This is a genomic window from Streptomyces sp. NPDC025784, from assembly GCF_055558435.1.
Window position 1 is genome coordinate 319,545 of sequence record NZ_JBVHMN010000008.1, and the last position, 22,307, is coordinate 341,851.

The following is a 22,307-nucleotide window of genomic DNA, read 5'->3' on the forward strand; positions in this document are numbered from 1 at the left end:
CCGGAGCCGGCCCGGAGCCGGCGGAGCCGCCCATCGCCGCCCGCGCCCGGCCCGACCGGCGGCCGGCCATGCCCGGCGCGGGCGACGGCCGGCCACCACTGTGCGGTGCCGTTCGGTCAGTAGCCGCGCCACCAGCGCAGGAAGCGCTGCCAGGCGCCGAGGCGGGCGGCGGGCTCGGGCGTCGGCGGGGCCTGCGGGGCCACCGGCTGCGGCGCGGGACTCGGCTCCGACGCCTCGGTCGTGACCTGCCAGTTCGGCCGCTGACGGGGCAGCGCGTTGACCGAGGGCCGCTGCATGACGTCCTGCGGCGGCCGCGGTGCGAACGTCACCGGCAGCTCCACGAGGTGACGCGACGACATCGACGCCCGCCAGCGCAACTCGTCCTCCTTGCAGTCCAGTTCGGTGTCCGGCAGCCGCAGCAGCAGCGCGTCGACGCCGACATCGGCGATGGCACGGCCGATGTCCTGTCCCGGGCACTCGTGGGGACCGCCGCCGAAGGCGAGGTGGGAGCGGTTGCCCTGCATGTTGGCGGCGAGGTCGGGGCGTACCCGCGGGTCGACGTTGCCCGGGGCGATGCCGAAGAGCAGTCCGTCGCCCTTGCGGATGCGCCGGCCGCCCAGCTCCGTCTCCTGCTTGGCGAAGTAGCCGAGGACCGCGCTGAACGGCGGCTCGTCCCACAGGGACTGCTCGACGGCCTCCGGCACCGTCATCTGCCCGCCGTTGAGCTGGGCACGGAAGCGCGGGTCGGTGAGGACCATGCGCAGCACGTTGGCGATGAGGTTGGCGGTCGCCTCGTAGGCGGCGAGCAGGACGAGGCGCAGGTGCTGGGCGACCTCGTCGTCGGTGAGCCTCGCCGGGTGGTTGATGAGGTGGCTGGTGAAGTCCTCCTCGGGGTTGGCGCGCCGCCGCAGGGTGTGCTGGGTCAGCACGCTCATGACGTACTCGTTGCTGGCGATCGCGGTCTCGGTGCCCTTGAGGAGGTCGCGGGCGGCGTGCACCATGCGGTCGTTGTAGTCCTCGGGCATGCCGAGGATCTCGCACAGCACGGACATCGGCAGGTGCTCGGCGAACTGCCCGACCAGGTCGGCCTTCCCGAGCTCGCAGAACTCGTTGACCAGGCGCTGCGTCGCTCGGTTGATGTAACGCCGCAGACTGCGGAAGTCGATGGTCGACATGGCGCCGGTGACGGCTCCGCGCAGCCGCAGGTGCTCGTCGCCCTCGGCGTGGGAGCAGATGGGCTGCCAGGCGATGTGCGGCGCGAGCGGATGGTCGGCGCCCGCGGTGCCGTCCTGGACGGCGGTCCACAGCCTGCTGTCGCGCGCGTAGTGCTGGGGCGTGCTCACCATGTGCAGGTTCTCGCCGTGGCCGAGCACCACCCAGATCGGTACGTCGTTGTGGAGCAGCACGGGGGCCACGGCGCCGTGTTCCGCGCGGAGTTTCTCGTAGAGGGCTCCCAGGTCCTCCGCTTCGGGTCCGTACAGGCGGTGCAGCCCGCCGGGGCCGAGGCCGTGGGCGGGGCAGCCGGGCGGCGGTCCGAGCGTGGGGTCGTCCGTACCGGTCGGGGAGTGGGATTCAGACGTCACGGTGATCGCTCCGAAACTGAGGGGGATCCGGGTCTTGGGGAGTGGCAGAAGGGGTGTGCGGCGCCGTCGTCGAGATCGCGTCAGACCCGCGCCGAGGTGATCGCCAGGGAGTGCAGGAAGCGCATCAGCGTCATCAGGGTGTCCCGGCTGGAGGCCCTGCGGCGCGCGTCGCACTTCACGATCGGGATCTCCTCGGGCAGGTCGAGCGCCGTCCGCAGGTCCTCGATCGGGTAGCCGGGGGCGTCGGGGAAGTCGTTTATCGCCACGACGAACGGCACGCCGCGCTCCTCCAGGCGGCCGATGACGTCGAAGCTGACCTCCAGACGGCGGGTGTCGATGAGCACCACGGCGCCGAGGGCTCCCTCGAAAAGGCCGTTCCACAGGAACCAGAAGCGCTCCTGTCCGGGCGTGCCGAAAAGGTAGAGCACCAGCTGGTCCGTGATGGAGATGCGGCCGAAGTCCATGGCGACGGTGGTGGCCGTCTTGCTCTCGGAGCCGTAGTTGTCGTCGACGCCGATGCCGGCCTGCGTCATGGTCTCCTCGGTGGTCAGCGGTTTGATCTCGCTGACGGAACCCACCATGGTCGTCTTGCCGACCCCGAAGCCGCCCACGATCACGATCTTCACCGCGGCCTGTGCCGTGTGCGGCAGATGGTCCTCGGCGCGAGGGCCCGTGATGGTGTCAGAGCTTTTGAAGTCCATGCATCACCGCTTCGAGGAGGGAACGGTCGGGCAGCGCCGAGCGGACGATCGGGGCGCGCGCGTGTACCAGTTCGGCCGCCAGCATCTCGGTGAGCAGGACGGTCACCACGCTGAACGGCAGGTTGAGATAGGCCGAGAGCTCGGCCACGGACAGGGGGGCCTGGCAGAGCCGCAGCAGCGCGGACTGCTCCGGCTGGGCGACGGGGGGTGACGCGTCGGCGCGCGCCACGACCAGGGTGACCAGGTCGAGTTCGGCCCGGTCACCGCCCTCGCCGCCACCCGTGAGCACGTACAGGCGCTCCGGGTTCTTCGACTTTCCCTCGCCCTCCTCGTCCGTGCCCTCCGCGCCTTCCTGGACGTGGGGGGACTCCGGTGTCGGGGGATCCGGGGCCTCTTCCTTGGGATGGCGCCGCCGGCGCTGCGGAGGAGTCATACGGTCTGCCCGTTGCGCCGCGGCGGGCTGGTGAGATGGGCGCCGATCCGGACGACGAGGTCACGCATGCGGTTGCTCATCAGTCCGGGCTCCGCGGTCTGGTTGGCGAGGACCGCGAGGTAGGCGTTGGGTCCGGCGGACATCAGATAGAAGTAGCCCCCGTTGATCTCGATGATGACCATGCGCATCCGGCCGTCGCTGTTGGGGATCTCGCTCGCGACGGCTCCGGCCAGGCTCTGCAGACCCGCGCAGGCCGCGGCGACGCGGTCCGCGGCGTCCGGCTCGCCGCCGTAGCGGGCGATGCGCAGTCCGTCGGCCGAGAGCACCACGATCTGCCGGATGCCCGGTACGCCGTCGGCGAGCTCCTTGAGCATCCAGTCGAAGTTGGCTCGCTGCTGGATCACTTGAGGTCCCCCTCGTCGTCGGCCTCGGCAGGGGCCGCCTGGTTGTTCATCGTGAATGCGGTCGGGTCCGGGTCACCCTTGAGGCCGTTCATGAACGCTTCGACCCACAGGCCGGGTTCGGGCTCCTTCTCCTGCGGCTCGGGCTCCCGCGCCCAGGCGGGAGCAGCCGCCGCGGCGGCCTCGGCGGCCTCGGCCTCGGCCCGGGCCTCGGCGATCCGCTGGCTGAGCGGAACCTTGACACGGCTGCGGCGCTGCGGCAGCCCGTTGGGGGTCCATTCGGTGACCACGGGCACGTCGTCGTCGTGGGACCCGTCGTTCGAGGAGGGGATGCGCGGTCCGGTGGTCGGCTTGCGCTTCTTCGGCTTGCGCGCCGGTCCCTCCACACCGCCGGTGTCGATGCCCGCGGTGGAGTTCACCCCGACGCCGTGCGCGAGACCGGGGGCGAAGTCGTTGGTGAGCATGTCGCGCGGGGCGACGAGGACGGCGCGGACACCGCCGTAGGCGGACTGCCGCAGCGAGACCTGCATGTTGTACATCTGGGCGAGTCGTCCGACGACCGCCATGCCGAGCCGGGGGGCCTGGCCCATCACGTTCGGGTCGACGCCGGCCGCGGCCAGCCGGAGCAGTTCCTCGATCTTGCCGCGGGCCTCGTCGCTGAGGCTGACACCGCCGTCCTCGATCTCGACGGCGATGCCGGTCTGCACCTCGATGGCGGTGACGTGCACCTTGGTGTGCGGGGGCGAGTAGCGCGTGGCGTTGTCGAGGAGTTCGGCGAGCGCGTGGATGATCGGTTCGACGTGTTCGCCCTTGACGGCGATGTCGACGATGTTGTGCAGCTCGATGCGGCGGTATTCGAGGATCCGTGACATCGCGCCGCGCAGCACGCTGAACAGCGGTACGGCGTTGGGCCACTGGCGGCTGGGACGGCCGCCGCCGAGCACGGCGATGGAGTCGGCGAGGCGGCCGATCAGCGCGGTGCCGTGGTCGATGCGCAGCAGGTCGTCGAAGACCTCGGGGTTGCGCCCGTGGTCCTCCTCCATCTCGCGCAGTTCGTTGTTCTGCTGGTGGACGATGGCCTGGACGCGCCGGGCGATGTTGACGAAGGAGCGCTGCGCGGCGTCGCGCATCGACTCCTCGACGTCGATGGCCTTGAGCACCTTCTTCAGGAGCGCACGCTGCGACGCGGGGATGTCGGCGTACTCCGGGTTGTCACGGTCCAGGGTGCGGACCACCTCCGCGGGTGAGTCACCGCCGTGCAACCGGTCCAGCGCGGTCGGCAGGACGTCCTCGGAGAGGCGCACGATCTCCTGGTCGTGGGCGGCGATGCGCTGTTCCAGCAAGGCGGAGCGCTGCGCGAACTCGGCGCGCAGATCACGGGCGACGCGGCCGCGGCGTACGGCCTCGGCGCCGATCGCGATGACCAGCAGTGTGGCGATGCCGCCGCACACACCGACGGCTGGTCGCGCCGACTCCGTCACCAAGGCGACGGCGGCGCCGCTTACCGCTGCCATCAGTATGGCCGGCAGCAACAGGACGCGCGCGTAGGGAAGTTCACGGCCACCGGGAGGCGATTGAACACTCACCATGTATGCCCTCTGAGACAGGTCGACTGGGGGTGGGGAGGTTTGTGGGGGAAAATGCACGGATCAAACTGAATCTTCGGAACTTTTGGGAACAAGCGCCCGAATACATCTCAACTCGGTGCGCTGCGGGCGAGCTTAGTCCGACCGGATCATCGCTGTGTCATATTCAGCAAGCACCTGAATTCGCCCTCGCGACAGGAGTACCCTCGGCTCCATTTGCACGCTGCGGCTTCATTCGTACACGGTGTGTAACGGTGTACGGGCATGTGAAATCCACACCTCGACCAGGTGAAATCGCCGTCGGAGGCGGAACCCTGGAGGAGATCCGGAAGGTGCGGAAGGGGGCAGCGGCGGGCTCCGACCGGCACCCGGGCGACACGCACCGCTCAGGCTCGGGCCGGCACCCGAGCGACACGCACCGCTCAGGCTCCGGCCGGCACCCGAGCGACACGCACCGCTCAGGCTCCGGCCGGTACCCCGGCGATGCGCAGTGCCGCGTCCGCGGTCGCCTCCGCGAAGGTCGACACCGGCCGGTCCGGATCGGAGCGGTGCACGAGGATGACACCCTCGATCAGACCGAACAGCAGATCCGTCCGAAGATCGAGCTCGCTCTTCGCGAGCGCTCCCCCGGCTGCCGTCGCGGCCAGCAACTGCCGGTAGGCGTCCTTGAGTTCGGCCCGCACGGCATGGAAGCCGGCGAACCGCTCGGCCCGCACCTCGGGCAGCAGATAGAGACCGCCCAGGTTGTACGGCCCGCCGCAGAGGAGCGCCACGTCGGTGCGGCAGAGCTCCCACAGCCGGCCCTCGGCCGGCGCGGCGTCGTCCGCGAGGAGTTCACGGGCGAGGGTCAGCGAGGGCGTGACCGTGGACTCCAGGAGCTCGGCGAGCAGCTCCTCCTTGCCCGACACGTAGTGGTACATGGACGCCTGGCGCATGCCGGCACGCTCGGCGACGGCCCGGGTGGTCGTGGCCGCGTATCCGCGTGTGGTGAACAACTCGGCCGCGGCGGCGAGCAGTTCGTCGCGCGGCGACAGACCGCTGTCCGGCCGCTGCGCGGCGCGCGGCCTGCCGACCCGCCGCCCGCCGGGCGCGTCTGCTGTTCCCATGCGTTCGATCCTCGCACAGTGCACCGCCCGGCGATCTCCGGACGATCCCGGTGAGGGATCGGTAACCGGGCGGCAACAGCCGGGCAATGCCCGGGACCCGGCCCGCCCCTAATTTCTGTCGCGCGACAGAAATGACACCCGGAGCCGGAGGTCCCGCGATGGCGACAACGACCACTTACGGAGCCCGCGCCCATGCGCGCGCCCAGGAGGGCACGCGCACCGAGGCCATGCCCGTCGTCCCGGCGAGCGCCTGGCCCGCCCCGCCCTGCGAGGCGGGCCACCTGGTGTGGGCCGAGACGGTGGCGGGCGGCAACTACACGCACAAGGTGCTGGCGCGCGGCACCGAGATGCGGCTGACCGACCTGGCCGGCGACGCCTGCGCGCACCTCCTGCTCCATGTCGCCGGCCGTCCCTGGGAACGGCTCAACGTGGCGGACACCGTCAAGGTCCAGTGGAACGCCTACCTCGGCGAGGGGCAGTTGCTGCTGTCCGACCAGGGCCGGGTGCTGGCCTCGGTGGTCACCGACACCTCGAGGCGCCACGACGCCCTGTGCGGCACGTCCACCCTGCTGCGCAACACCGAGCGGTACGGGGACGGGACACCGCAGTCCGCCTCCCCGGCCGGCCGTGAGCTGTTCAAGCTGGCCGCCGCGAAGAACGGACTCGCCCCGGGTGATCTGCCGCCCTCGCTGTCGTTCTTCCAGGGGGTGGAGGTGGGCGACGACGGTTCGCTGCACTTCACCGGCTCGTCCGGACCCGGCGGGAGCGTGACGCTGCGCGCCGAGCAGGACGTGACCGTGCTGATCGCGAACGTGCCGCACCCGGCCGACCCCCGCCCACGGTACGTGAGCGGCCCGCTGGAGGTGCTCGCCTGGCGGGCGGCGCCGACCGAGCCGGGCGACCCGCTGTGGGAGGCCACACCCGAGGGCCGCCGCGCCTTCCTGAACACCGCCGAATTCCTCGCCGCGAGGGGGCTCGCATGAGCACGACCGTCGTTCCCGCCCGAGCCGCCTGGTCGGCCGTCGTCCGCTCCGGCGAGACGCTCACCATCACCGATCTGCACGGCAACCAGGCCGTCGACTTCCTGCTGTACGACGCCGCGGACACCGCCGTGCGCTACAGCGCGCCCGACACGATCCACGCGCAGGGCAACATCTTCCTGACCACCGGAAGCGTCCTGATGTCGAACGAGTACACACCGCTGATGACCGTCGTCGACGACGAAGTGGGCCGGCACGACACGGTCGGCGGCGCCTGCTCCAAGGAGTCGAACACCCTCAGGTACGGGCACCACACCTGGTCCCAGCACGCGTGCGTGGACAACTTCCTGGCGGAGGGCGCCCGTTACGGCCTCGGCAAGCGGGACCTCGTCTCGAACGTCAACTGGTACATGAACGTGCCGGTCGAGAAGGACGGCACGCTCGGCATCGTCGACGGCATCTCGGCCCCCGGACTCAGGGTGACCCTGCGCGCCGAGCGCGACGTGATCGTCCTGGTCTCCAACTGCCCGCAGATCAACAACCCCTGCAACGGCTTCGAGCCGACCGCCGTGGAGATGACCGTCGGGGCGGCGCGATGACCTTCGACACGCTTCTCGTCGCCAACCGCGGGGAGATCGCGGTACGCATCATCCGCACGGCGCGCGAACTCGGCCTGCGCACCGTCGCGGTGTACTCCGACGCCGACCGCGGCGCGCCCCACGTCCGGCTCGCCGACGAGGCGGTACGACTGGGGCCAGCACCCGCCAAGGAGTCGTACCTCGACGCCGACCTCGTCCTGAAGGCGGCCAAGGACACCGGCGCCGGCGCCGTCCACCCCGGGTACGGCTTCCTCTCCGAGGACGCCTCCTTCGCCCGCCGCTGCGAGGACGCCGGAATCGTCTTCGTGGGCCCGACGCCGGAGCAGCTGGAACTGTTCGGGGCGAAGCACACGGCCCGCGCGGCGGCCCGGGCCGCGGGGGTACCGCTGGCACCCGGCACCGGCCTGCTGGACTCCGTCGGGGAGGCGCTCGACGCGGCCTCCCTGATCGGCTATCCCGTGATGCTCAAGGCCACCGGCGGTGGCGGCGGAATCGGCATGTCGGCATGTCGTTCCGCCGGCGAACTGACCGAGGCCTGGGAGCGGGTGCAGCGCGTCGTCTCGGCGTCCTTCTCCTCCGCCGGCCTCTTCCTGGAGCGCCTCGTCGAGGACGCCCGCCATGTCGAGGTGCAGGTCTTCGGCGACGGTGCGGGCCACGTCGTCACCCTCGGCGACCGGGACTGCTCGCTCCAGCGCCGCAACCAGAAGGTCCTGGAGGAGGCGCCCGCCCCGGGACTCCCGCCGCGGGTGCGCGACCGGCTCGCCGCCGGCGCCCGAGACCTGTGCGCGAGCGTCGGTTACCGCTCGGCCGGCACGGTCGAGTTCGTGTACGACGCCGCCCGCGAGGAGGCGTACTTCCTGGAGGTGAACACCCGCCTCCAGGTGGAGCACCCGGTGACCGAGGAGGTCCTCGGCATTGACCTCGTGGCCTGGATGCTGCGGCTGGCACGCGGCGAGTCGGACGTCGTGCGGGACCCGGGGCCGCCCCGCGGTCACGCCGTCGAGGCGCGGGTGTACGCCGAGGACCCCTCCCGCGGTCACCGGCCGAGCGCGGGCCTGCTGACCCGGGTCGAGTTCCCCGGCGGCGTCCGGGTGGACGGCTGGGTCGAGACGGGCACCGAGGTGACCACGTCGTACGATCCGATGCTCGCGAAGGTGATCGCCCGCGGTCCGGACCGTGCGCAGGCCCTGCGACGGCTCGACGAGGCACTCGCCCGCACCCGGATCGACGGCATCGAGACGAACCTGGGCCTGGTGCGGGCAGCGCTCGCGGAGCCGTCCTTCCGGGCGGCGGCGCACTCGACGGCGACGCTGGCCGGCGTCACCGACCCGACGCCGCGCATCGAGGTGGTGTCCGGCGGAACGCTCACCACCGTGCAGGACTGGCCGGGCCGTACCGGTCACTGGCAGGTCGGCGTACCCCCGTGCGGGCCCATGGACGACCTGTCGTTCCGGCTGGGCAACCGGGCGCTCGGCAACCACGAAGGCGCGCCGGGCCTCGAATGCACGCTGCGAGGACCGTCGCTGAGGTTCACCCACGCCACCACGGTGTGCGTCACGGGCGCCCCCGCCGCGGTCACCGTGGACGGCACGGCGGTCGCCCAGTGGGAGCCGGTGACGGTGCCCGCCGGGGCCGTGCTGGACGTCGGTGCCCCCGACGAGCACGGGCTGCGGACCTATGTGCTGTTCGCGGGCGGCGGTCTGGACGTGCCCCTGTTCCTCGGCAGCGCGGCCACCTTCACGCTCGGCCGGTTCGGCGGGCACGGCGGGCGGACGCTGCGCACCGGCGACGTGCTGCACGGCGGCTCGGTGGTGTCCGGAACACCGGTTCCGGCCGCCGACCGGCCGGTCCTCGGCTCGCGATGGCAGGTCGGCGCGCTCGAAGGCCCGCACGCCGCACCCGAGTTCTTCACCGAGGACGACATCCGCGACTTCTACGCCGCCGACTGGAAGGTCCACTTCAACTCGGCACGGACGGGGGTGCGGCTGGTCGGACCGAAGCCCCGCTGGGCGCGCAAGGACGGCGGCGAGGCGGGCCTGCACCCGTCGAACATCCACGACACGCCGTATTCGGTGGGCGCCGTCGACTACACGGGCGACATGCCGGTGTTGCTCGGCCCCGACGGCCCCTCGCTGGGCGGCTTCGTCTGCCCGGCGACCGTCGTCAGCGGCGAACGCTGGAAGCTCGGGCAGCTCCGCCCGGGAGACACGGTGCGCTTCACCCCGCTCGCCGAGGACGGCTCGGTGCGCCCGGCGATCGTGGACGGCGGCGTGCTCGCGCGGGACGGCGATGTGACCTTCCGCCGCAGCGGCGACGACAACCTGCTGGTCGAGTTCGGTCCCGCGCAGCTGGACCTGGCCCTGCGGATGCGGGCGCACGCGCTGATGGAGGCGGTCGCCGCGGCCGGGATCGACGGTGTCACGGATCTGACACCGGGCATCCGCTCGCTGCAGATCCAGACGGACCCGGGCAGGCTGCCGCAGCGTGAACTCCTCGCCACCGTGCGGGAGATCACGCGGACGCTGCCGGCCGGGGACCAGCTGACCGTGCCGTCCCGGACGGTCCACCTCCCGCTGTCCTGGGACGACCCGGCGACCCGTGAGGCGATCGCCCGCTACATGGCGGGGGTCCGCGACGACGCGCCCTGGTGCCCGTGGAACATCGAGTTCATCCGCCGGGTGAACGGCCTGGACTCGGTCGCCGACGTCTACCGCACGGTCTTCGACGCGGAGTACCTCGTCCTGGGCCTCGGGGACGTGTACCTGGGCGCGCCGGTCGCGACGCCGCTCGACCCGCGCCACCGGCTGGTCACCACCAAGTACAACCCGGCGCGTACCTGGACCGCCGAGAACTCGGTCGGCATCGGCGGGGCCTACCTCTGCGTCTACGGCATGGAGGGGCCCGGCGGCTATCAGTTCGTGGGGCGCACCACCCAGGTGTGGTCGGCCTGGCAGCAGCGTGGCGCGTTCGAGCCGGGCTCACCGTGGCTGCTGCGCTTCTTCGACCGCATCAAGTGGTACCCCGTCGAGGCGGACGAACTGCTCGAACTCCGGGCGGACATCGTCTCGGGCCGGTTCGTCCCCCGCGTCGAGGAGGGCGAGTTCTCGCTCGCCGGCCATCAGGCCTTCCTCGCCGAGCACGCCGAGTCCATCGCGGAGTTCCGGGCCCGGCAGGGCGCGGCGTTCGCGGCGGAACGGGACGCGTGGGAGGCGGCGGGCGAGTTCGCCCGCGCCGATGCGGCGTCCGCCCCGGCGGCCCCCGCGGCGGAGGTCCCCGTGCCGGAGGGCGGCCGTCTGGTCGAGGCCGAGTTCGCCGCGTCCGTCTGGCAGCTGAACGTCCGCCCTGGCGACACGGTGACCGCCGGTCAGCCGCTGCTGGCCCTGGAAGCCATGAAGATGGAGTCGCGGATACCCGCGCCGATGGACGGCCTGGTCCACGAGGTACTCACCAGGCCGGGCGACCAGGTGGAGGCGGGCACCGCGTTGCTGATCCTGGCTCCGCACGAGTCGTAGCACCACCGCCCGTACCGCCGTACCTCCAGCGCAAGGAGCACCGATGTCCGCCGTGACCAGGGTCCGCATGGCATACGCCCGCATCGAGGCGACGGACCGCCCGGAGATCTGGATCGACCTCCGCCCCCGCGCGGAGGCCGAGGAAGAGGCCCGAGGGATCGACGAGCGCGTGGCCGCGGGCGAGCGGCTGCCGCTCGCGGGCCGCCTGTTCGCGGTCAAGGGGAACATCGACGTCGGGGGCCTGCCGACCACCGCGGGGTGCCCGGCCTACGCGTACACCCCGGAGGTGGACGCCCCGGTCGTCGCCCGGCTGCGCGCCGTCGGCGCGATCGTGCTCGGCACCACGAACCTGGACCAGTTCGCCACCGGCCTGGTCGGCACCCGCTCCCCTTACGGTGCCGTCCGGGGTGCGCTGGCCCCGGACCGCGTCAGCGGCGGCTCCAGTTCGGGTTCGGCCGTCGCGGTGGCCCTGGGCATCGCCGACTTCGCCCTCGGCACGGACACCGCGGGCTCGGGCCGTGTCCCCGCCGCGTTCAACGGCATCGTCGGACTCAAGCCGACCCGGGGTCTGGTCCCCACGGCCGGGGTCGTCCCGGCCTGTGCCTCGCTGGACTGCGTGACCGTGTTCGCCCGTACCCTGCCGGAGGCCGAGCGGGTGCTCGCCCAGATGGCGTCCCCGCCGGGCCGCGACCTGCCGGCTCTCCCCCAGCGGCTCCCCGGCCCGTGGCGGATCGCCGTACCGCCGACCCCGCAGCTGGGCGACCTCGACGAGGGGTGGGCGCAGGCGTACGAGGCGGCCGTCGAGCGGCTCGTCGCGGCGGGCGCGGAGGTGTCCACGCTCGATCTCACCGCGTTCACCGAGGCCGCCGAGATGCTCTACGGCGGTGCGTTCGTCGCCGAGCGCTACGCCGCTGTCGGGAGCTTTGTCGACAAGTTGCTGAGCGAGGGCGGCGCGGGGCTCGACCCGACCGTCGCCGGGATCATCACCCGCTCCCGGGACATCCCGGCCCACCAGGTGTACGCGGACCAGGAGCGGCTGGACGTGCTACGGGCCCGGGCGCTCGCCGAGCTCGGCGACGCGGACGCCCTGCTGCTGCCGACCGCGCCCGGCCACCCCACCCTCGCCGAGGTCGCCGCCGACCCGCTCGGCGCCAACGCCCGGCTCGGCCGCTTCACCAACTCGACGAACCTCTTCGACCTGGCGGCCGTCGCCGTACCGGCCGGTCCCACTCCCTCCGGTGGGCCGTTCGGTGTGATGCTGATCGGCCGCGCGTTCACCGACGAGCGCCTCGCGCACATCGCCCGGTTGCTCCAGCCGCTGCTGAGGATCGCCGTGGTCGGCGCGCATCTGTCCGGTCAGCCGCTGAACCCGCAGCTGCTGTCCCTGGGCGCCGAACTGGAGCGGACGACGACCACGGCACCCGTCTACCGCCTGTACGCGCTGTCCACGACCCCGCCCAAGCCCGGGCTCGTCCATGTCGGCCCCGAGGAGGGCGGGGCCGTCGAGACCGAGGTGTGGCGGCTTCCCGCGGAGGGGCTCGGCCGGCTGCTCGACGCGCTGCCCCGGCCGATGGCGCTGGGCCGGGTGGAGCTGGCCGACGGCAGCGACGTCCCGGGCTTCCTCTGCGAACCGGCCGCGCTCGAAGGCGCCCAGGACATCACGGACCTTGGGGGCTGGCGCGCCCACCTGCGCGCCGAGGACTGATCCCCTGGCCGCCCACGGTCGGCCGGGTGCCGCTCACCGGGGAGCCTGCGCCCGAGGACGCGTCGCGCCGCCTCCCGTCCGGGACCGGACTGCCTTGAACCGACGCCCGGGGAAGTGCGCCGCCGCCCGGTGCGGAAGGCGGCGCGCCCTGCGGGGGCTCCGCGGCGGGCCGCCGTCGACATGTCCCGGCGGGGCCGCCTGTCATCCGGCCCCGCCGGACGCACCCCGGCGGGGAGCGCCCGGCCCGGTCTCAGCCCACCGAGGAGTAGGCCACGACCCCGCGCAGCAGGGCGTCGACCGCCTTGCGCGCGTTCTTCGCGACCGTCGAACCCTCCGCGCCGGCGGGCGCCGCGGCGGCGATCTGCCCCAGGACGTCGATGACCTGCTTGCACCAGCGCACGAAGTCGCCCGCGGGCATCTCCGCCTCGCGCAGCACCTCGTCGAGTCCCTTGCCGGAGGCCCACTCGTAGGCGGCCCAGGCGAAGCCCAGGTCCGGCTCGCGCTGGCCCACGCCCTCCGTCTGGGTGATCCGGAACTCCTCCTCCAGGGCGTCGAGCCGGCCCCAGATGCGCACCATCTCGCCGAGCGCGGCCTTCGCCTTGCCGGACGGCACCTTGGGCGCCATCGCGTCGTCGGCGACCCGGGACTCGTACACCAACGCCGATACGCAGGCGGCGAGTTCGGCGGGGTCGAGTCCCTCCCAGACCCCGGCGCGCAGGCATTCGCTGGCGAGCAGGTCCAGTTCGCCGTAGAGCCGGGCGAGCCGCTTTCCGTGTTCGGTGACGTCGTCGCCGCGCAGATAGTCCAGCTCGGTCAGCAGGGCCACGATCCGGTCGAAGGTGCGGGCGATGGTGTTCGTCCGGCCCTCGATGCGGCGCTCCAGCTGCGAGGTGTCGCGCAGCAGCCGGTGGTAGCGCTCGGCCCAACGGGCGTGGTCCTCACGGTCGTTGCACCCGTGGCAGGGGTGGGCGCGGATCTCCGTGCGCAGCCGGGAGATCTCGCGGTCGTCGGCCGCCTGCGAGCGCTTCTTGCGGTGCCGGTCGGGGACGATGTGCCCCGCCTTCGTGCGCAGTGCCGACGCGAGGTCGCGTCGGGACTGCGGCGAGCGCGGGTTGAAGGACTTCGGGATGCGCATCCGCTCCAGCGCCTCGACCGGCACCGGGAAGTCCATGGCGGCCAGCCGCTTGACCTGGCGCTCGGACGTGAGGACCAGGGGACGCGGGCCGTCGTGCTGCTCGAAGCCGCGGTGGCCGTTCGACCGGCCCGCGGGCAGGCCGGGGTCCAGGACCAGTGCCAGGCCCGCGTACTTCCCGGTGGGCACGTGGATCACGTCGCCGGGCTTGAGCTTCTCCAGCGCGACCGCCGCCTCGGCCCGACGCTGCACCGCGCCCTGCCGGGCCAGGTCGGTCTCACGGTCCTTGAGCTCGCGGCGCAGCCGCATGTACGAGTCGAAGTCCCCGAGGTGGCAGGTCATGGACTCCTTGTAGCCCTCGAGTCCCTCCTCGTTGCGCTGGACCTGCCGGGAGATCCCGACGACCGACTTGTCGGCCTGGAACTGCGCGAAGGACGTCTCCAGGAGCTCCCGCGAGCGGTGCCGCCCGAACTGCTCGACCAGGTTCACCGCCATGTTGTACGACGGCTTGAAGCTGGAGCGCAGCGGATAGGTGCGGGTGCCGGCGAGGCCCGCCAGGTGCTCGGGGCTGAAGCCGCGCTGCCACAGCACGACCGCGTGGCCCTCGACATCGATGCCGCGGCGCCCGGCGCGGCCGGTGAGCTGGGTGTACTCGCCGGGTGTGATGTCGGCGTGCTGCTCGCCGTTCCACTTGACGAGTTTCTCCAACACCACCGAGCGGGCGGGCATGTTGATGCCGAGTGCGAGGGTCTCCGTCGCGAAGACGGCCTTGACCAGGCCCTGTACGAAGAGTTCCTCGACGACCTCCTTGAACGTGGGCAGCATGCCCGCGTGGTGGGCCGCGATGCCGCGCTCCAGGCCCTCCAGCCATTCGTAGTAGCCGAGGACGTGCAGGTCTTCCCTCGGGATGGTGGAGGTGCGCTCCTCCACGATGGCGCGGACCTTGGCGCGTGCGTCGTCGTCGTTCAGCCGCAGGCCTGCGTACAGGCACTGCTGGACGGCGGCCTCGCAGGCCGCGCGACTGAAGATGAAGGTGATGGCGGGCAGCAGGCCCTCGGAGTCGAGCCGCTCGATGACCTCGGGGCGGCCCGGCGTCCAGATGCGGGAGCGCTGTCTGCGCTCCCGCTCACGGTCGGCCTCGCGCATCGCCCGGCCCCGCCTGCGGTCCTGGTACGACGGCCGGCTGGCCTCCATGCGCGCCATCCGCGTGAGGTCGGGGTTGACGGCCTTCTTCTGGCCCTCGCCCTCCTCGAAGAGGTCGTGCATCCGGCGCCCGGCCAGCACGTGCTGGAACAGGGGCACGGGTCGGTGCTCGGAGACGATCACCTGGGTGTCGCCGCGGACGGTGTCCAGCCAGTCGCCGAACTCCTCCGCGTTCGACACGGTCGCGGAGAGCGACACCAGCGTCACGGACTCCGGGAGGTGGATGATCACTTCTTCCCAGACGGCGCCGCGGAAGCGGTCGGAGAGGTAGTGCACCTCGTCCATGACGACATAGCCGAGTCCGAGGAGGGTCTGCGAGCCCGCGTACAGCATGTTGCGCAGCACCTCGGTGGTCATGACGACCACCGGCGCCCCGGAATTGACGCTGTTGTCCCCGGTGAGCAGACCGACCTTGTCCGTGCCGTAACGGCGGCACAGGTCGGCGTACTTCTGGTTCGAGAGCGCCTTGATCGGGGTCGTGTAGAAGCACTTCTTGCCCTGCTGGAGGGCGAGATGGACGGCGAACTCGCCGACGATCGTCTTGCCGGAGCCGGTGGGCGCGGCCACGAGCACACCCTTGCCCGCTTCGAGGGCCTGGCAGGCCTCGATCTGGAAGGGGTCGAGGCCGAAGTCGTACATCTCGCGGAAGGAGGCGAGCGCGGTGGCCTGCTCGGCAGCGCGCCTGCGTGCTGCCGCGTACCGCTCGGCCGGTGAGAGGTCCTCTGTCATCGTGCTTTCGAGACTACCGGGCGGCACTGACAACACGACGATCAATATCCGGATCAGATGCTGTGAGACAAGAGGTCCCCGCAGCTCAGGCGAGCACCACCCGCACCGCCGCCGGGATGCACTCCGCGGTCAGCGGCAGCGGCCCGAGCGGCTCCCCGTCCGCGTACCCGGTGATGCCCTCGGCGAGCAGTTCGACCTTCGCGGCCCGGTGCACGCTCACCACCGGATGATCGAGGTGCGTGCCCTTGTAGACCTTCGGGAACACCTTGAGCAGCGTCGTCCGGCTGCAGTCACCGACGACGGTGACGTCGAACAGCCCGTCCTCCAGGTCCGCGTCCGCGCAGATCCTCATGCCGCCGCCGTACGACGATCCGTTGCCGACCGCCACGAGCGTCGCCTCGATCTCCCGGGCCTCGCCGTCGTCGAGCGTGATCCGGAACGGGAAGGGCTTGAAGGCGGCGAGCTCGGCGAGGATCGCGAGGTCGTACTTGAAGCGGCCGGCGGGCAGGCGCATGCGGTTGCCGCGGTCGTTGACGCGGGAGTCGAAGCCCGAGGCGAGGACCGTGCCGAACCACGTGCCGTTCACCCGGCCCAGGTCGATGTCGCGCAGCCGCGACGCCTTCAGGGACTCGGCGATCCGCCGGCCCGCCGCTGCGGGGTCCTGGACGGGCAGGTCCAGGGCGCGCGCGAAGTCGTTGCCGGTGCCGACGGCGATCAGACCGAGCGGGGTGCGGGTTCCGGCGACCGCTTGGAGGGCGAGGCTCACCATGCCGTCGCCGCCGACCGCTATGAGCGCGTCGGTGCCGCTCTCGACGGCGGCACGCGCCTGCGCGAGGGCGTCGCGCGGATTCTCGCCGAGGACCGTACGGACGGTGAATCCCGCCGCCCGGAGAGCCGAAGCGGCCGGCTGCGCCGCTCGGGCGCCCCGGCCGCGTCCCGCGGTGGGATTGACGAAGAGGGTGATCTCGCTGGCCACAGGGTGACCCTACGAGGTCGACGGGCTTCGTCAGGTCACGTCGTCATAACCGTTCACCCGGTCCGTACCCGCCTGCTCCGGCAGGGCCCGGCTGGCCGACACGGATTCGACCGCGCCGATGTCCTCGGGCGTCAGGTCGAGGGCGGAGGCCTCGTCGTCGCCCGGTCCCTCGGCCTCGCGGCGCTTCTTGCGCCGGTCGTTGAGGAGCGAGAAGACGACGGCCCCGAAGTACAGGATCCAGATCGGCCCGGCGAGCGCCAGCATCGTCAGCGGGTCGGTGCTGGGGGTGGCGAGCGCCGCGAAGACGGTGATGCCCATGATCATGCCGCGCCACCAGCCGAGCATCCGCTTGCCGGTGAGGACGCCCGTGAGGTTGAGCATGACCAGCAGCAGGGGCAGCTCGAACGACAGGCCGAAGACGACCACCATGCGCGTCACGAGGTCGAGCAGGTCGTCGAGCGGCAGCAGGTTGCTGACGCCGTTCGGCGTGAAGTCGATCAGCACCTTCGCCGTGGTGGGCAGCACCTTGTACGCGAAGAAGGCGCCGCCGAAGAACAGCGGGACGCCGGTCCCGACGAAGGCGTACGCGTACTTCCTCTCGTTCTTGTGCAGGCCCGGCGCGACGAACGCCCAGAGCTGGTAGAGCCAGACCGGCGAGGCGAGCACGACACCCGCCATCAGGGAGACCTTCAGCGCCAGGGTGAACGGGGCCAGCAGACCGTTGATGGTGATCTGCGCGCACTGGTCGCCCTTGGGCATCTTCGCCAGCTCGGCGAACGTCTTCGGACACCCGACCGAGTCCAGGACCGGCTTGGTGAAGAAGTTGATGATGTCGTTGTAGTAGAAGGCGGCGACGACCGTGACCAGGACGATGGCCAGCATCGCCTTCGCGAGCCGGTTCCTCAGCTCACGAAGGTGCTCCGCGAGGGGCATCCGCCCCTCGGGATCCTTCTCCGTGTTGCGGGCAGACTTGAGCAACCCACGTTCCCATCTCGTGCAGCGGGCCGGACGTCACCGGCCCTGCGTCAGCGCTTGGTCGTGTCCGTGGGCTCGCTGACCGGACGGGAGCTGGTCACGTCGCCGGGCGCGGCCTGGATCGTGCGCTGAGCCGGGGGCTGCTCGTCGGTGTTCGGCGGGCCCGCCGGAGCAGGGTTGCTGCCCTCGTCCTTCATCGCCTTGGCCTCGCTCTTGAGGATCCGGGCGGACTTGCCGAGGGAGCGCGCCATGTCCGGAAGCTTCTTCGCGCCGAACAACAGGATGATGACGACGAGGATGAGAATGATCTCGGGAGCTCCGAGCCTTCCGAACATAAGTCTTTACCTTCTCACCGAGGCTGCATGGTCGGGGTGCTGTGCGATCGGCCGGACATGTGTCCGATCGTCGTGCTGACAGCGATCGTAACGCTCAGGGGTGAACGCGCGGCAATCCCTGTGCGTACTCCCAGTTCGCGACCCGCGCCTCGTTCTTCGGGCCACGACCAGCAGCGTACCTGTCGTTGCCCGAAAGGTGACAGGGCGAAAGCCCCTCGAAACGCATCACACCCACGTCTTACAGTGCGTCGACCGAGCTCGCGGCGCGTGCGGCGGCCGTCTCCAGTTCCTCGGCGGCCCCTCCGATCCGGCGCGCGGACTCGGAGACCTGGCGGCCCAGACGCTCCGCTTCCACAAAGACACGGACGGCGAGGACGCCGAGCACGGCGATTCCCAGGAACCCCGCAGCGATCGCAAACATCGGCCAGAACATGACGTCGACCCTAGAGGTTCTAGACGGTGGAGTGCAGACGCAGGGTGCGCACCCCGCCCCCGGTGAGCAGCTCGACGATGCGCTCCCCCGCCGGCTTGCGGACGGCCGAGCCGCACTCGGGGCAGGTGAAGGAGTAGAAGGTGGTGCGGCTGCTCGCGCCGATGGCCAGGCGCAGGGCGCCGGCCCCGAGCTCGAAGCCCGCCCGGCAGTCGGGACAGGCGGCCTTGAACATCACCTCGACCACCCTTCGCATCCCCGCGAAGGCCGTCACGGCCGACATCTCGGGCGCGCCGGTCCGGTGCGCCACGGTCGCCTTCTCCTGCCCGCCAGACTTCGACGACGTGCTCAAAGCTCCTGCTCCTGCCTGTCGTACGGCCCGTCCTGAACCCCTCGCGGCGCGTCGAGCCCGTCGTAGGCCGCGAGCGCGTCGCGGGCCGCCTGACGGGCGCTGTCCGCGAGGCCCTGCGGCGACACGATCCGGCCGTCGCGGCCCAGACGCAGTGCCAGCCGCCGCAGCGACGCCGGATCGGGGGTCCGCAGGGTGATACGCAGCCCGCCGTCCGGAAGCTCATCCGCACTGTCGTGCGGGTAGTACTCGGCGACCCAGCGCCCGCCCGGACCGACCTCGACGACCACCTCGGGGTCCTCCGCGGCGGGCTGCACAAGCCCCTCGGAGAGGTCCCTGAGCTCGATCTCGGGCGGCGCCGACGGCTCGTCCAGGATGCGGATCTCGGCGACCCGGTCGAGCCGGAAGGTGCGGCGCGCCTCGGAGCGGCGGCACCAGGCCTCCACGTAGGTGTGACCGACGCTGACCAGCCGGATCGGGTCGATCTCGCGCTCGGAGAGCTCGTCTCGCGACGGCGAGTAGTAGCGGATCCACAGCCGGCGACGCTCGGAGATCGCCCGGTCGACGTCCGCGAAGACCCCGCCCTCGGACTCGAAGGTCACCGACAGGCGGGAGCTCGCGCCCGCCGCCTCACCCGAGGCGGCCTCCACCTTGGCGGTGGCGCGCAGCAGCGCCTGCCGGTCGCCCTCGCGCAGGCCGGGCAGGGTGGCCACCGCGCGGGCCGCCACGAGCAGCGCGGTCGCCTCGTCGGCGGCGATACGCAGCGGCTCCGCGACGTCGTCCGGGTTGTGCCACCAGATGCGGTCGCCGTCGGTGTCGATGTCCAGCAGGTCGCCGCCGCGGAAGCTGGTCCCGCACAGGGGCAGCACGTCGAGGTCGGAGATCAGCTCGTCCTCGGTGATCCCGAAGGCACGCGCGACGTCGCCGACGCGCGCGCCGGGACGCTCGCGCAGATAGGTCACCAGGGAGAGCATCCGCCGGGTCTGGTCGATCGCGTTCGCGGGCCTGGCCGGTTTTCCTGCCACTTTCTTACGTTCCCCCTCAGCCCTTGGCCACGGCGCGCAGCCGGTCCACGACGTCGGCCCGCAGCTCCGCGGGCTCCAGGACCACCACGTCGGGCCCGAACTCGACGAGCCAGGCGTCCAGGCCGTGCCCGTACGGAATCTCCAACTCGTCCCAGCCGTCGCCCAGTTCCCGTACGGAGACCGCCTTGGCGCGCAGCGGGTAGCCGGCGCCGGTCCGCAGCCGGATCAGCGCGGAGCGGTCGGCGATCTCCCCCGCCCAGCCCGCGACGGTCTCACGCACGGTGACGACGTCGGGCACCTCGGCCGTGAAGCGTCCGGCGCGGGTGCGGACCCGGCCGGTGATCCGGGAGAGCCGGAAGACGCGCTCGGCACCGCGGTCGCGGTCCCAGCCGGCCAGGTACCAGTGGCCGCGCCAGCATTCGAGGGCCCACGGCTCGACCTGGCGGGACTCCGGGTGTGCCGCGGTGGCCTTGCGGTAGTCGAAGACGACCGGGCGGCGGTCGCGGCACGCGAGCATCAGGGGCTCGAAGGCCGCCTCGTGGACGGGGATGTGCGGCTCCAGGGCGCCATGGGCCTCGTAAGGGTCCACGTCCTCGGGCAGTCCGGCGGCGCGCAGCTTCTGCAGGGCCCCGCTCGCCGCACCGGCCAGCCGGGCCTGCTGCCAGACCTTGGCGGCAAGGCCGAGGGCGGCGGCCTCCTCGGCGTCGAGCGTGATGGGCGGCAGCCGGTTGCTGTCCCGGCGGGCGAGGTAGCCGACCTCGCCGTCGAGGTTCTCCACCGTCTCGATGACCAGGCCGAGTTCGCGCAGATCGTCCTTGTCGCGCTCGAACATTCTGTTGAAGGAGTCGTCCGAGCTCGCTTCGAGGTAGGCCTCGATGGACTCGCGCAGCTCTCGCTTGCTCAGCGGCCGGCGTGTCCCGAGCAGACACAGCGCCAGGTTCATCAGCCGCTCGGCCTTGGCAATGGCCATCGACGCCCTTCCCTATGGTGCTTCCGATCGTCGACCGTACCGCCCCGGGGTGTCGTGGCAAAAGCCGAGGGCCCATGCCTGTACAGGCATGGGCCCCAGGTGATCGGGTCCGGTCGCCGGACGATCAGACCGCGACCAGGTCCACGACGAAGATCAGCGTCTCGCCGGGCTTGATCGCCGGCGTCGGGCTCTGGTTGCCGTAGGCGAGGTGGGCCGGAATGGTCAGCTGGCGACGGCCGCCGACCTTCATGCCCTGCACGCCCTGGTCCCAGCCCTTGATGACGCGGCCGCCGCCGAGCGGGAAGCGGAACGGCGTCCCGCGGTTCCAGCTGGCGTCGAACTCCTCGCCGGTGCTGAAGGCGACACCCACGTAGTGGACGGTGACGTTCTGGCCCGCCTGGGCCACCTCTCCGTCACCCTCCCAGATGTCCTTGATCTCGAGGTCCGCCGGGGGCTCGCCGCCCGGGAAGTCGATCTCGGGCTTCTCGATGCTCACGTCTTTGGCTCCTGCTTGTTCGCTTGGTTGCCTTACGGCAACACCGACAGTCTCACATCCCTGGGAGGGTTACATCTTCGCCAGGATGTCGACGGAGAAGACCAGAGTGGAGTCCTTCTTGATGCCGCTGCCGCTCGGCGGGTTGTCGCCGTAGCCGAGGCTCGGCGGGACGACGATGAGGACGCGGCTGCCGACCTTCTTGCCCGTCAGGCCCTGGGCCCAGCCCTTGACGACCTGCTGCAGGGAGAACGAGGTCAGCTGACCCCGGCCGTAGGTCGAGTCGAACTCCTTGCCGCCGTCCCAGAGCACGCCCTTGTACTGCACCAGCACGCTGCTGTCGGCCTGGACCTCCTCGCCGTCGCCCTCGATGACGTAGTTCGCCACGAGCTTGGTGGGCGCGGCGGCCTTGGGCACCTCGATGGAGGGCGCCTTGCCGTCGGTGTTGGTGCCGACCTTCGGGAGGTTCGCGTCCGTCTGGGGGACGTCCTTGCCCTTGGCGGAGCTCTTCGCGTTGAAGGTCTGCTGGATGTCGACCACGAACACCAGCGTGTCGGTGCCCTTGATGCCCGCCTGGGTGTTGCCCTGCTTGCCGTAGCCCCAGGTCGGCGGGACGGCCATCTCGACGCGGCTGCCCGCCTTCTTGCCGACCAGGCCGTACCGCCAGCCGTCGATGATGCCGCCCTGCGCCAGCTGGATGACCAGCGGCGTCTTGCGGTCGTAGGAGTTGTCGAAGACCTTCGCCGTGTCCCAGATCTGGCCGAGGTAATTGGCCTGGATGTAGTCGTTCTCGGCGACTGTCTGGCCGTTGCCCGCGATGACCGTGCGGACGGCGAGGTTCTCCGACGGCTTGCCGGTGCCCTTGGCGACGGTCGGCTTCTCGTCGAACTTCGTGCCGGCGGTGATGCCGGGCAGCGGACCGTCGACGATCTTCGGCGGCGGCGCTGCGGAGGCGGAGCCCGAAGGAGAGGGGCTGGCACTGGACTTCGCCGTGTCTGACTTGCCGTCGTCACCGCATCCGGCGAGTGTGACCAATCCAGCGGGTACGGCGAGAAGGAGTGAGCGTCGGCGCACGGTGGGGGCC

At 71.5% G+C, this 22,307-nt stretch carries 19 protein-coding genes and 1 pseudogene; 4 read left to right on the top strand and 16 right to left on the bottom strand.

What is annotated here, in order from left to right; genetic code table 11:
* Positions 1 to 116 precede the first annotated feature (116 nt).
* The 6 genes from ACZ4IF_RS20550 to ACZ4IF_RS20575 form a co-directional block, all read right to left on the bottom strand.
* Positions 117 to 1,583, bottom strand: coding sequence for a cytochrome P450 (locus tag ACZ4IF_RS20550; RefSeq protein WP_467564714.1), 1,467 nt, complete (start codon positions 1,581 to 1,583; stop codon positions 117 to 119).
* An 80-nt stretch (positions 1,584 to 1,663) separates the two neighbouring features.
* Complete coding sequence (locus ACZ4IF_RS20555; RefSeq protein ID WP_359498054.1) at positions 1,664 to 2,284, bottom strand: GTP-binding protein; 621 nt, start codon at positions 2,282 to 2,284, stop codon at positions 1,664 to 1,666.
* Entirely contained in the window at positions 2,265 to 2,717 is a 453-nt protein-coding gene (locus ACZ4IF_RS20560; protein WP_467564717.1) for a DUF742 domain-containing protein, read from the bottom strand. Before ACZ4IF_RS20560 ends, ACZ4IF_RS20555 begins: the two co-directional genes overlap by 20 nt.
* A complete protein-coding gene (locus tag ACZ4IF_RS20565) occupies positions 2,714 to 3,121 on the bottom strand; it encodes a roadblock/LC7 domain-containing protein (RefSeq protein ID WP_345647711.1) in 408 nt (135 codons plus the stop codon). Before ACZ4IF_RS20565 ends, ACZ4IF_RS20560 begins: the two co-directional genes overlap by 4 nt.
* Positions 3,118 to 4,707: an ATP-binding protein gene (locus ACZ4IF_RS20570; protein WP_467564719.1), complete on the bottom strand. Its 1,590-nt coding sequence runs from the start codon at positions 4,705 to 4,707 to the stop codon at positions 3,118 to 3,120. The genes ACZ4IF_RS20565 and ACZ4IF_RS20570 overlap by 4 nt, the downstream gene beginning before the upstream one ends.
* Before the next feature lie 455 nt (positions 4,708 to 5,162).
* Positions 5,163 to 5,810: a TetR/AcrR family transcriptional regulator gene (locus tag ACZ4IF_RS20575; RefSeq protein ID WP_467564721.1), complete on the bottom strand. Its 648-nt coding sequence runs from the start codon at positions 5,808 to 5,810 to the stop codon at positions 5,163 to 5,165.
* A gap of 158 nt (positions 5,811 to 5,968) precedes the next feature.
* Between ACZ4IF_RS20575 and ACZ4IF_RS20580 the strand changes: the two genes are divergently transcribed.
* The 4 genes and pseudogenes from ACZ4IF_RS20580 to atzF all read left to right on the top strand — a co-directional run.
* Positions 5,969 to 6,793 (top strand): urea amidolyase associated protein UAAP1, encoded by an 825-nt coding sequence (locus tag ACZ4IF_RS20580; protein ID WP_467564723.1) that lies wholly within the window; start codon positions 5,969 to 5,971, stop codon positions 6,791 to 6,793.
* The gene (locus ACZ4IF_RS20585) at positions 6,790 to 7,389 is read left to right on the top strand and encodes an urea amidolyase associated protein UAAP2 (RefSeq protein WP_467564725.1); all 600 of its coding nucleotides are present in this window, start codon (positions 6,790 to 6,792) and stop codon (positions 7,387 to 7,389) included. Before ACZ4IF_RS20580 ends, ACZ4IF_RS20585 begins: the two co-directional genes overlap by 4 nt.
* Complete coding sequence (locus ACZ4IF_RS20590; RefSeq protein WP_467564727.1) at positions 7,386 to 10,901, top strand: 5-oxoprolinase/urea amidolyase family protein; 3,516 nt, start codon at positions 7,386 to 7,388, stop codon at positions 10,899 to 10,901. The genes ACZ4IF_RS20585 and ACZ4IF_RS20590 overlap by 4 nt, the downstream gene beginning before the upstream one ends.
* Positions 10,902 to 10,941: 40 nt before the next feature.
* A pseudogene (gene atzF / locus ACZ4IF_RS20595) lies at positions 10,942 to 12,606 on the top strand (allophanate hydrolase); the annotation flags it as partial.
* Positions 12,607 to 12,856: 250 nt separating this feature from the next.
* Here the strand turns inward: atzF and ACZ4IF_RS20600 are convergent.
* The 10 genes from ACZ4IF_RS20600 to ACZ4IF_RS20645 all read right to left on the bottom strand — a co-directional run bounded on the left by ACZ4IF_RS20600 (position 12,857) and on the right by ACZ4IF_RS20645 (position 22,297).
* Positions 12,857 to 15,715: a DEAD/DEAH box helicase gene (locus ACZ4IF_RS20600; RefSeq protein ID WP_467564729.1), complete on the bottom strand. Its 2,859-nt coding sequence runs from the start codon at positions 15,713 to 15,715 to the stop codon at positions 12,857 to 12,859.
* Positions 15,716 to 15,755: 40 nt separating this feature from the next.
* The gene (locus ACZ4IF_RS20605; RefSeq protein ID WP_467564731.1) at positions 15,756 to 16,646 is read right to left on the bottom strand and encodes a diacylglycerol kinase; all 891 of its coding nucleotides are present in this window, start codon (positions 16,644 to 16,646) and stop codon (positions 15,756 to 15,758) included.
* A 30-nt stretch (positions 16,647 to 16,676) separates the two neighbouring features.
* A complete protein-coding gene (tatC, locus tag ACZ4IF_RS20610; RefSeq protein ID WP_467564733.1) occupies positions 16,677 to 17,624 on the bottom strand; it encodes a twin-arginine translocase subunit TatC in 948 nt (315 codons plus the stop codon).
* A 47-nt stretch (positions 17,625 to 17,671) separates the two neighbouring features.
* On the bottom strand, positions 17,672 to 17,956 hold the full coding sequence (gene tatA, locus ACZ4IF_RS20615) for a Sec-independent protein translocase subunit TatA (RefSeq protein WP_028801604.1): 285 nt from the start codon (positions 17,954 to 17,956) through the stop codon (positions 17,672 to 17,674).
* 238 nt (positions 17,957 to 18,194) lie between these two features.
* Entirely contained in the window at positions 18,195 to 18,389 is a 195-nt protein-coding gene (locus tag ACZ4IF_RS20620) for a hypothetical protein (protein ID WP_345647741.1), read from the bottom strand.
* A 19-nt stretch (positions 18,390 to 18,408) separates the two neighbouring features.
* Positions 18,409 to 18,669 (bottom strand): hypothetical protein, encoded by a 261-nt coding sequence (locus tag ACZ4IF_RS20625; protein ID WP_425589241.1) that lies wholly within the window; start codon positions 18,667 to 18,669, stop codon positions 18,409 to 18,411.
* 65 nt (positions 18,670 to 18,734) lie between these two features.
* Positions 18,735 to 19,760, bottom strand: coding sequence for a helix-turn-helix transcriptional regulator (locus ACZ4IF_RS20630; RefSeq protein ID WP_095933190.1), 1,026 nt, complete (start codon positions 19,758 to 19,760; stop codon positions 18,735 to 18,737).
* A 16-nt stretch (positions 19,761 to 19,776) separates the two neighbouring features.
* On the bottom strand, positions 19,777 to 20,730 hold the full coding sequence (locus ACZ4IF_RS20635) for a helix-turn-helix transcriptional regulator (RefSeq protein ID WP_345647749.1): 954 nt from the start codon (positions 20,728 to 20,730) through the stop codon (positions 19,777 to 19,779).
* 124 nt (positions 20,731 to 20,854) lie between these two features.
* Positions 20,855 to 21,226: an FKBP-type peptidyl-prolyl cis-trans isomerase gene (locus tag ACZ4IF_RS20640; protein WP_028801609.1), complete on the bottom strand. Its 372-nt coding sequence runs from the start codon at positions 21,224 to 21,226 to the stop codon at positions 20,855 to 20,857.
* A 69-nt stretch (positions 21,227 to 21,295) separates the two neighbouring features.
* Positions 21,296 to 22,297: an FKBP-type peptidyl-prolyl cis-trans isomerase gene (locus ACZ4IF_RS20645; protein WP_467564737.1), complete on the bottom strand. Its 1,002-nt coding sequence runs from the start codon at positions 22,295 to 22,297 to the stop codon at positions 21,296 to 21,298.
* Between the last annotated feature and the right edge of the window lie 10 nt (positions 22,298 to 22,307).

Coding starts and splice junctions, on each gene's coding strand:
- ACZ4IF_RS20620 (WP_345647741.1), bottom strand. CDS start 18,389: ATGTTCTGGCCGATGTTTGCGATCGCTGCGGGGTTCCTGGGAATCGCC.
- ACZ4IF_RS20585 (WP_467564725.1), top strand. CDS start 6,790: ATGAGCACGACCGTCGTTCCCGCCCGAGCCGCCTGGTCGGCCGTCGTC.
- ACZ4IF_RS20570 (WP_467564719.1), bottom strand. CDS start 4,707: ATGGTGAGTGTTCAATCGCCTCCCGGTGGCCGTGAACTTCCCTACGCG.
- ACZ4IF_RS20580 (WP_467564723.1), top strand. CDS start 5,969: ATGGCGACAACGACCACTTACGGAGCCCGCGCCCATGCGCGCGCCCAG.
- ACZ4IF_RS20555 (WP_359498054.1), bottom strand. CDS start 2,284: ATGGACTTCAAAAGCTCTGACACCATCACGGGCCCTCGCGCCGAGGAC.
- ACZ4IF_RS20560 (WP_467564717.1), bottom strand. CDS start 2,717: ATGACTCCTCCGCAGCGCCGGCGGCGCCATCCCAAGGAAGAGGCCCCG.
- tatA (WP_028801604.1), bottom strand. CDS start 17,956: ATGTTCGGAAGGCTCGGAGCTCCCGAGATCATTCTCATCCTCGTCGTC.
- ACZ4IF_RS20625 (WP_425589241.1), bottom strand. CDS start 18,669: ATGTCGGCCGTGACGGCCTTCGCGGGGATGCGAAGGGTGGTCGAGGTG.
- ACZ4IF_RS20635 (WP_345647749.1), bottom strand. CDS start 20,730: ATGGCCATTGCCAAGGCCGAGCGGCTGATGAACCTGGCGCTGTGTCTG.
- ACZ4IF_RS20590 (WP_467564727.1), top strand. CDS start 7,386: ATGACCTTCGACACGCTTCTCGTCGCCAACCGCGGGGAGATCGCGGTA.
- ACZ4IF_RS20575 (WP_467564721.1), bottom strand. CDS start 5,810: ATGGGAACAGCAGACGCGCCCGGCGGGCGGCGGGTCGGCAGGCCGCGC.